Origin of the sequence: Streptomyces spongiae, from assembly GCF_009377185.1 — a bacterium.
GTDB classification, from domain to species: Bacteria; Actinomycetota; Actinomycetes; order Streptomycetales; family Streptomycetaceae; genus Streptomyces; species Streptomyces spongiae.
In genome coordinates this window covers 1-7,843 of record NZ_VJZC01000476.1, presented here as the reverse complement: position 1 = coordinate 7,843, position 7,843 = coordinate 1, and the positions used below count along the sequence as shown (strand labels likewise).

Below are 7,843 nucleotides of genomic sequence, written 5' to 3'. Positions count from 1 at the left end.
GTCCATCGGGGGCCGGGCAGGGGTAGTGGGGCGTTCGCCTGCGTCCGTGTTCGTCCTCCTTCGTCATGTCGGTCGGTGTCCGTCCGCCTGCGTCCGCCTCCCCAGCGCCAGGGTCTCCGGGCGCAGTGCACCCGATCCACAACGGCCTTCTGAGCCGACGGAGTTCCCGATCTTCACTCCCTCGGGTGAGCGTGGGCCTTGATCCCCTCTCCGGCCTGCTCGTCCGTGTTTCCGTAGCCGCGTCGCTCATCCTGCTGTACAGAACGGAGCACATGGATGACCGAGCTCATGACGGTGGTTCAGTACGGCGGCCCTGTGCTGGCCATGGGGGCCGCGTCGCTGGGCGCCGCCATTCTGGCTTCCGCCCGCGACAGAGTCGCCGACAGCGTCGTCACCCGTGGCCACGCCCTCCTGGAGCAGACCCTGCGGCACCGCCGGAAGGGCGAGGAGAGCGGAGAAGGGGACAGCGCGCTCACACGCGACGAGACTGTCGAGCACGGGGAGCACGGGGAGCGCAGGGAGTACGACGAGCACGAGGACGTTCTCGCTCAACTGTCGTCCGACGAGCGGGAGCTGGTGGACGCCGCGGCGGGGCAGTCGGCCGGTGTCGTGCTGGCCGTCGGTGACGGTTCGGTCGCTCTCGACAAGCTCACCGTGCACGGCGGAAACGTCACCATCGGCGGTACCGGGACCGGAACCGGAACCGGAACCGGAACCGGGACCCTCGGGCAGGACTCCCCGTGACGAAAACCGCCGAAGAGTCCGACACCGGTCGCCCGAGCCGATCCACCATTGCCCGCGGTCCGGGTGCCGTTTCCGTCGGGAGCATCTTCGTGGTCATCGGGGAAGCGGTGGCGAAGGCCCTCGGCTCCCCGGCGGGGCGGATGTGGAACTGGGCCTCCTTCCTCCTGGTCCTCACCCTGACCTCCGTAGCGATCATCCGAAGTCCTGGAGGGCCGGGCGGCGAGTCCACCGGAGTCCTCCTGATGTGTGGCCTGGCGTTCCTGGCATCCCTCTGGCGGGCGGTCGGCGTCGGACGGCTGGACTCCGGGTCGCATGTGGGGAGGCGCGCGACCGTGTCCGCGCTCTCCCTCACGCTCGCCATCTCGGGGCTGGCGTGGAGTGAGGAGCTGCGCGTTCACGGCGACGTGGACGTCAGGGGCCGTACGTCCATCTCGCCGGCCGACTCGCTGGAAAGCGGCACCACCGCTGCCGTAAGCGTCGACCGTGCCCCGACCCGCGCCCGTCTGCGCGTGACATTCGCGGTGACCGACGCTCTGCCGGCAGCTCAATCGTGTACGCCGGACACGCGGCTGGATGTCGGAGCGGCCGCGGACCCGCACAGCGCGTACCGGGGTGTCCGCTCCGGCTCAGCCGTCGACATCCCTCTCGGCGGGCAGCGCCCGCACATTCGACTCCGGGTCACACTCCGCACCGACCCGGGCTGCAGCATGAACGTGTCGATTGCCGAGGCCGTCCTCCATGACTGACGACGATAAGGGCCGGACCGCACCGATGAAGCCCACGAAGATCTGGAAGGCGCGGCGCGTGGCACTGGTGGCGGCGTGTCTGTCGCTGGCCGTGGTCGCCTTCGGCTGTGCGAAGCGCGAGGAGGCGCCCGGGTTCCTGGGCACGACCCGTATCAGTCCCGCCATGCACAATGACATGCCGGGCCTGTCGTACAAGACCCGTTACCCCCAGTCCGGCTTCGAGGTGCAACTGCTGGAGCACATCGAGGAGTGGCTGAAGGTACCGATGACCGGGTCTGCCGACGTGATGTCCCAAGATCGCGTCCAACTCCTGCGCGGAGGCATGGCGGACATGGTGGTGGCGTCCTTCTCCATCACCACGGACAGGATGAAGAAGATCGACTTCGTCGGGCCGTACGTCACGACGCGGCAGGGATTCCTGGTCGGGAAGAAGGGCTCGCACATCGCGACGCGGGACGATCTGCGCGGTACCACGGTCTGCACATGGGACGGCACCACGTCCGTCGAGCAGCTCAGGAAGCTGCACATCGAGCCCCTCGTCCTTCAGGACGTCGCCAGCTGCGTCGAGGAACTCCGGGCGGGCCGGGTCGACGCGGTCAGCACGGATCAGATGATCCTCTACGGGTTCGCCGACCGATATGCCGCAGAGGGCCTGCGGGTGGTTCCGAACCTGGTCATCGGGGCTCCCCAGCACTACGGCATCGGCCTGCCCAAAGGGCATCGCGAGGACTGCGAGCGGCTGCGCGACTACGTCAAGGGCTATGTGGGCAGCAGCGAATGGGTCAACGACATCCGCTCCTCACTGCCCAAGCTCGTCGAGGCCGAGCCGGAGTGGACCAACAGCTACAAGCCGAGCGCCGAAGCCATCGACGCGCGGTCGTGCCGGGACGAGCCGAGCCCTTGAACAGCTCGGCGCCCGACCCGGACGAGACGGCCGACCGCGCCACGGACCTGCTCAGGGAGAACGGACCGTCGTCAGGGGACCGCTTCTGTTGCGCTGCGCTGGTCGGCGTGCGCCGCAAAGGGTGGTGGCGCGGACCTGGCAGCGGGTGGCGCCTGCGGTGAGAGAACTGCCTGCCGGTGGTCGAACGCGGCCGCCGGCCAGCCATGGTTGCGGCCCGTCGGTGCTGCTGTCGAGCACCGCTGCCGCGTACACCCCCTGCACCTTGTGTGCCGCCTGCACCTCGCGGGCGAAATGCCGCAGGGACTCGGAGTCCTGCGCGAACTCACGCCGGATCACCTTCAGAGCGACGGGCTGCCCGCCTCGGGTGCGGGAGAGGTGGACGCCGCCCATCCCACCCTCACCGAGCTTCTCGCGTAGCACGTACCCCGAGATCTCATCGGGATCCCCGTGGTGTGCGAAGGACGGTTTCACATTCTGCAGTGAGGGCCCCGATGTCCGCTCGTCTACGTCTCCTGGAGCACCTCGCGCGCTGCGGCGCCGAAGGCGATGACGGACTGCCAGAACGGGGCGCGGGAGGCCAGGAAGCGGTCGGGTGCGGAAGGGTCGCCCTCGATCATCGCTTCCAGCGCGCGGTACGGCGGGGTCGTCGCGTGGCGTAGTGCGTCGGCGGCGTCGGCCACTGTCTCGGGGCCCTCCAGGGACACGATCCACACGCAGTGGCGGAGCCTGCTGTACTCGTCCCGCTGGCGCTCGCGCAGCTCCGCCAGGCGGGCCCGGTCCGCCTCCGTCCCCTCGGCGGCGTGCAGGTCGGACACCTGTCTGTACAGGTCGCCGAGGCGCTGCGCCTGTTCGAGGAGGTCCGCGTACGCCGTGCGCCGCACCTCCCGACGCCGCTCCTCGCGCTGGGCCGTCGTCACCGTGTCGGCCTGGATGCGGGCCGCGCGCGTGGTGCCCCAGCTCGTGACCCAGCTGGCGAGGACGGCGGTGCCGGCGGTGAGGGTGGCTATCCAGAGTGCGTTGTCGGACATGGCGATCATCATCGTACGATGCCAAGTCCTGTCTTTCCTCAGGGAGTTGCCGGGGGCCTGGAGCCCAGCGAGCGTTCCCTGACGGCCGTCAGGTGGGCCGTGAAGACCTCCCGGGCGTCGGGAGTGAGGCTGCGCAGGGCCACCAGGGCCGTGATGATCACGTCGCACAGCTCCGCCTGGACGTCGTCCCAGGTGTGGGTGGTCCCCTTGCGCGGGTTCTGGCCCGTCGCGCCGATGACCGCCTGGGCGACCTCGCCGACCTCCTCCGACAGCTTCAACATCCGGAGCAGCAGGCCCTCTTGGCCGTCGTGGCGGCGGTTCTCGTCCAGCCAGGTGTGCAGGAGGGTGATGGAGTTCCAGAGATCGGGTTCGGGGGCGCCGGGTTCGAGGCGGTCACTCATGGGGGGAGCCTGTCATGGGCCCCGCGCGGCGAACAGACGCGCCCTTCAGCCACCCCCGGGCCCCACCCTCAGTCCTCGAACAACGGCTCCTGCTCGCCCTCCTTCTCCCTCCGCACCCTCTTGTTCCGTGCCCCCACCACCAGCGCCGTGGCTGCCGCCGTGCACGCCAGTGCCGTCGGGACCATCCAGCCGCGGTCGAAGACGTGCCGGAACGCGTGGTCCAGGGAGAGCCGGCCCGGGCCCGTGATCGCGAGTCCGGCGGCGGCCAGGCCGAGGGTCGCCGCGTACTCGTAGCCGCCCTCCGCGTTGAAGAACCCGTTGGGTGCGTGCACCGCGGCCGCGCCCGCCATGGCACCGGTGGCGGCCGCACCGGCCGCGGGTGTCGCGAGGCCCAGGGCGAGCAGCGTGCCGCCGCCCGTCTCGGCCAGCCCGGCGGCCCGCGCGCTGGCTTTGCCCGGCTCGTATCCCACGGACTCCATGAACGCGCCCGTGCCCTCGATCCCGCCCCCGCCGAACCAGCCGAAGAGCTTCTGCGTGCCGTGCGCGGCCAGCACGCCGCCCGCACCCAGACGGAGCAGCAGCAGTCCCAGATCGTGCCGGTTGAACTGGGTCATCCTTGTCGTGTTCTTCATGACGACTCCTGGAGCAAAGCGGACAACAAGTGGACGCTTCCGCGTTTCCACCGTCGCACCGATGACACCTCCCCGGCCCTCTCGCGCGGCTGATCGGGTGTCTCCGCCCCGGCGCCCCGGGTCACCACCCGTACCGCCCTCCCAGGTGGCGGGCCCCCGGCTCCGGTGTGAGGCTGACGAGCATGACCATCCAGGTAGCCAGGCTGAAGGACCCCACGGTCCGCGCCTTCGTCAGCGCCGTGAACGCGCATGACCGTGACGCCTTCCAGTCGATCCTCGCCCCGGACGCGACCATGTCCGACGACGGTTCCGACCGTGACCTCGACGACTGGACGGAGCGGGAGATCTTCTCCTCCCACGGCCACATGGACGTCGACAACGAGTCCAGGGGCGGCCGCGCCCTGATCGCCCGCTACAGCAACGACACCTGGGGCGAGATGCGCACGAGGTGGAGCTTCACCGTGGACGACGACGGCAGGATCACCCGCTTCGAGACGGGTCAGGCCTGAACCCGCCGCCCTGAAAAGGTCCTTGCCCTAGCGCGCACTCCAACTTCTAGCGTTCCCGGGCATGGAGACCATCGAGAACGACGCGACCGAGAACGACGCGACCGGGAACGACGCGACCGAGCACAAGGCGACACGCACCCTGGGACGCAGCGGCATCGAGGTCAGCGCCCTCGGCTTCGGCTGCTGGGCCATCGGCGGGGAGTGGTGGGGCGCCGACGGACAGCCCTACGGCTGGGGCAAGGTCGACGACGAGGAGTCCGTACGGGCGATCCGGCGCGCCCTCGACCTCGGGGTCACCTTCTTCGACACGGCGGACAACTACGGCACGGGGCACAGCGAGCGGCTGCTCGGCCGTGCCCTGGGCAAGCGCCGGGACGACGTCGTCATCGCCACCAAGTGGGGCAACCTCTTCGACGAGTCCACCCGGACCGCCGGCGGGCAGGACGACTCCCCGGCCCACGCCCGCCGCGCGCTGACCGCGTCCCTCGAACGCCTCGGTACCGACCACATCGACCTCTACCAGTTCCACATGAACGACGGCGACCCCGAGCGGGCGGCCGAACTGCGCGAGCTCTGCGAGGAGTTCGTACGGGAAGGGCTCATCCGCGCGTACGGCTGGAGCACCGACGACGCCGAGCGGGCCGCCGTGTTCGCCGAAGGGCCGCACTGCACGGCAGTGCAGCACGCGATGAACCTGCTGCAGGACGCGCCCGAGATCGTCGCGCTGTGCGAGGAGCTGAACCTCGCCAGCGTCAACCGCAGCCCGCTCGCCATGGGCCTGCTCACGGGCAAGCACTCCGCGGGCAAGGCGCTGGAGGCCGGGGACATCCGCAGCGCGCCGCCCGCCTGGCTGCCGGGGTTCACCGAGGGAACGGGAGCGGACGCGGACTGGCTGGAGCGCGTCGAGTCGCTGCGGGACATCCTCACCAGCGAGGACCGTACGCTCACCCAGGGCGCCCTCGCCTGGCTGTGGGCCCGCAGCCCGCGTACCGTCCCGATCCCCGGCTTCCGCTCGGTCGCCCAGGCCGAGGAGAACGCCGGCGCCCTCGCGAAAGGACCGCTCACGCCGGAACAGATGGCCGAGGTCGACCGCGTTCTCGGACGGTGAGCGGCCCTTCGAGGCCGGCCGGGGACGTCAGGAGCCCACCCGCTGCTCCGTCAGCGTCAGTTCCCCCGCCTTGATGGTCGCCAGCCGGGGCGCCCGTCGGGCGATCGACGAGTCGTGTGTGACCAGCACGAAGGTGAGGCCCTGCTCCCGCCAGAGCCCTTCGAGCAGGGCCACGATCTCGTCGCGGGTGCCCTCGTCCAGGTTGCCCGTCGGCTCGTCGGCCAGCAGTACCTTCGGCTGCTTCACCAGCGCGCGGGCGATGGCGACGCGCTGCTGCTGGCCGCCGGACATCTCGGACGGTACGTGCGTCAGCCGCTCGCCGAGTCCCACCGAGCGCAGTGCCTCGGCCGCCCGCTCGCGCCGTTCCGCCGGCTTCACGCCGAGCGGGACGAGCGCGGTCTCTACGTTCTCCTGCGCGGTCAGGGTCGGGATGAGGTTGAACGACTGGAAGATGATGCCGATCTTTTCGGCGCGCAGCCGGGTCAGCTTGGCCTCGCTGATCGTGGCGAGGTCCACGCCGTCCAGTTCGACGCTGCCCGAGGACGGGCGGTCCAGGCCGCCGATCATCTGCAGGAGGGTGGACTTGCCGCCGCCCGTGGGGCCCTGGATGACGAGCTGGTCGCCGTCCTCGATGGCGAGGTCGACGCCGCGCAGCGCCTCCACCGTCTCCTTGCCCCGCGTGTAGCGCTTGGTGACGCCGGTCAGCTTGTACATGGGGATCAGTTCTCCGTACGTAAGTAAGGGGGAGGGGCGGGACTGTTACGACACGCTCCGCAGCGCGTCCGCCGGCCGCATCCGCGACGCCCGCCAGCCGCCCATCGCCCCGGCGACCAGACCACCCGCGATGGCGAGACCCGCCGCGAGCGCGATGGTGGTGAGGGAGACCGGCGCGGACAGGGCGATGTCCAGGGTGTTGGAGGCCGCCTGCTGACCGGGACCGCCGCCACCGCCGGGACCACCCCCGCCCGGACCGCCTCCCATGCCACCACCGGTACCGCCACCGCCGCCCGCGCCCAGCTCCGCCGTGAGCGTCGGGCTGATGGCCGTCACGGCGTACGCCGCCCCCAGCCCGAGGGCGATGCCGAGCGCGCCGCCGAGCAGGCCGTTCACGATCGACTCGCCGACGACCTGGCGGGTGACCCTGCGGCTGGGCCAGCCGAGCGCCTTCAGCGTGCCGAACTCACGGACCCGGCGGGACACCGCCGACGAGGTGAGCAGCGCGGCCACCAGGAACGCGGCGGCCAGTACCGCGATCGACAGCCACTTGCCGACGCTGGTCGCGAGGTTCGAGGCCGTGGTCAGCGAACCGGAGACGGTCTCGGCGAGGTCGGCGGAGGTCGTCACCGTCGTACCGGAGATGTTCTTCTGGATCGTCGACTTGACGGTCGCGATCTGCTGCGAGTCGGTCGCCTTGACGTAGATGGTGGTGACCTTGTTCTTCGCGTCGCCCAGCGTCTGCGCCTGCTTCAGCGGCAGGTAGACGTCGGTGGCCGACTCGCTGCTGTCGGGCGTGGCGATGCCGATGATCTTGTACTTGGTGCCGGAGATCTTGAGGGTCTCGCCGACGGTGTACTTGTTCTCCTTGGCGTACGACTTGCTGACCACGGCGACCTTCGCGCCCGCCTGGGAGCTCGTGAACGCCGTGCCCTTGGTGATCTTCGAGGTGGCCAGCGGCCCGAGGTCCAGGTTCGTGACGTCGACGCCCGCGACCGAGTATGAGTTCACGCCGAAGGAGGCCCCGCCGCCCTCCACCTGCGGCTGACCGCTGCCC

The 7,843-nt window shown here is 70.4% G+C and carries 11 protein-coding genes; 6 read left to right on the top strand and 5 right to left on the bottom strand.

The annotated features are described in order from the left end of the window. The first annotated feature begins 276 nt into the window (after positions 1–276). The 4 genes from FNH08_RS38700 to FNH08_RS53735 all read left to right on the top strand — a co-directional run bounded on the left by FNH08_RS38700 (position 277) and on the right by FNH08_RS53735 (position 2,811). Complete coding sequence (locus FNH08_RS38700; protein ID WP_152776207.1) at positions 277–744, top strand: hypothetical protein; 468 nt, start codon at positions 277–279, stop codon at positions 742–744. A gap of 89 nt (positions 745–833) precedes the next feature. Continuing rightward, positions 834–1,490, top strand: a complete 657-nt coding sequence (locus FNH08_RS38695; protein ID WP_152776206.1) for a hypothetical protein — start codon at positions 834–836, stop codon at positions 1,488–1,490. Beyond that, positions 1,483–2,394: a transporter substrate-binding domain-containing protein gene (locus FNH08_RS38690; RefSeq protein ID WP_228034620.1), complete on the top strand. Its 912-nt coding sequence runs from the start codon at positions 1,483–1,485 to the stop codon at positions 2,392–2,394. The genes FNH08_RS38695 and FNH08_RS38690 overlap by 8 nt, the downstream gene beginning before the upstream one ends. Before the next feature lie 291 nt (positions 2,395–2,685). Continuing rightward, on the top strand, positions 2,686–2,811 hold the full coding sequence (locus FNH08_RS53735; protein WP_322726176.1) for a hypothetical protein: 126 nt from the start codon (positions 2,686–2,688) through the stop codon (positions 2,809–2,811). An 86-nt stretch (positions 2,812–2,897) separates the two neighbouring features. Here the strand turns inward: FNH08_RS53735 and FNH08_RS38685 are convergent, their stop codons facing one another. The 3 genes from FNH08_RS38685 to FNH08_RS38675 all read right to left on the bottom strand — a co-directional run bounded on the left by FNH08_RS38685 (position 2,898) and on the right by FNH08_RS38675 (position 4,437). Continuing rightward, on the bottom strand, positions 2,898–3,422 hold the full coding sequence (locus FNH08_RS38685) for a hypothetical protein (protein WP_152776205.1): 525 nt from the start codon (positions 3,420–3,422) through the stop codon (positions 2,898–2,900). A gap of 38 nt (positions 3,423–3,460) precedes the next feature. Continuing rightward, positions 3,461–3,823, bottom strand: coding sequence for a MazG-like family protein (locus FNH08_RS38680; protein ID WP_152776204.1), 363 nt, complete (start codon positions 3,821–3,823; stop codon positions 3,461–3,463). Positions 3,824–3,891: 68 nt separating this feature from the next. Then, entirely contained in the window at positions 3,892–4,437 is a 546-nt protein-coding gene (locus tag FNH08_RS38675) for a DoxX family membrane protein (protein WP_152776208.1), read from the bottom strand. 200 nt (positions 4,438–4,637) lie between these two features. Between FNH08_RS38675 and FNH08_RS38670 the strand changes: the two genes are divergently transcribed. Then, complete coding sequence (locus tag FNH08_RS38670) at positions 4,638–4,964, top strand: nuclear transport factor 2 family protein (protein WP_152776203.1); 327 nt, start codon at positions 4,638–4,640, stop codon at positions 4,962–4,964. A 61-nt stretch (positions 4,965–5,025) separates the two neighbouring features. After that, a complete protein-coding gene (locus FNH08_RS38665; protein ID WP_152776202.1) occupies positions 5,026–6,072 on the top strand; it encodes an aldo/keto reductase in 1,047 nt (348 codons plus the stop codon). A gap of 27 nt (positions 6,073–6,099) precedes the next feature. Here FNH08_RS38665 and FNH08_RS38660 read toward each other — a convergent pair whose 3' ends face one another. Both FNH08_RS38660 and FNH08_RS38655 read right to left on the bottom strand, forming a co-directional pair. Continuing rightward, the gene (locus tag FNH08_RS38660) at positions 6,100–6,786 is read right to left on the bottom strand and encodes an ABC transporter ATP-binding protein (RefSeq protein WP_152776201.1); all 687 of its coding nucleotides are present in this window, start codon (positions 6,784–6,786) and stop codon (positions 6,100–6,102) included. Positions 6,787–6,831: 45 nt separating this feature from the next. After that, on the bottom strand, positions 6,832–7,843 hold a 1,012-nt coding region (locus tag FNH08_RS38655; protein ID WP_152776200.1), incomplete at its 5' end, for an ABC transporter permease.

Coding starts and splice junctions, on each gene's coding strand:
- FNH08_RS38700 (WP_152776207.1), top strand. CDS start 277: ATGACCGAGCTCATGACGGTGGTTCAGTACGGCGGCCCTGTGCTGGCC.
- FNH08_RS38690 (WP_228034620.1), top strand. CDS start 1,483: ATGACTGACGACGATAAGGGCCGGACCGCACCGATGAAGCCCACGAAG.
- FNH08_RS53735 (WP_322726176.1), top strand. CDS start 2,686: ATGCCGCAGGGACTCGGAGTCCTGCGCGAACTCACGCCGGATCACCTT.
- FNH08_RS38685 (WP_152776205.1), bottom strand. CDS start 3,422: ATGTCCGACAACGCACTCTGGATAGCCACCCTCACCGCCGGCACCGCC.
- FNH08_RS38680 (WP_152776204.1), bottom strand. CDS start 3,823: ATGAGTGACCGCCTCGAACCCGGCGCCCCCGAACCCGATCTCTGGAAC.
- FNH08_RS38675 (WP_152776208.1), bottom strand. CDS start 4,437: ATGACCCAGTTCAACCGGCACGATCTGGGACTGCTGCTGCTCCGTCTG.
- FNH08_RS38670 (WP_152776203.1), top strand. CDS start 4,638: ATGACCATCCAGGTAGCCAGGCTGAAGGACCCCACGGTCCGCGCCTTC.
- FNH08_RS38665 (WP_152776202.1), top strand. CDS start 5,026: ATGGAGACCATCGAGAACGACGCGACCGAGAACGACGCGACCGGGAAC.
- FNH08_RS38660 (WP_152776201.1), bottom strand. CDS start 6,786: ATGTACAAGCTGACCGGCGTCACCAAGCGCTACACGCGGGGCAAGGAG.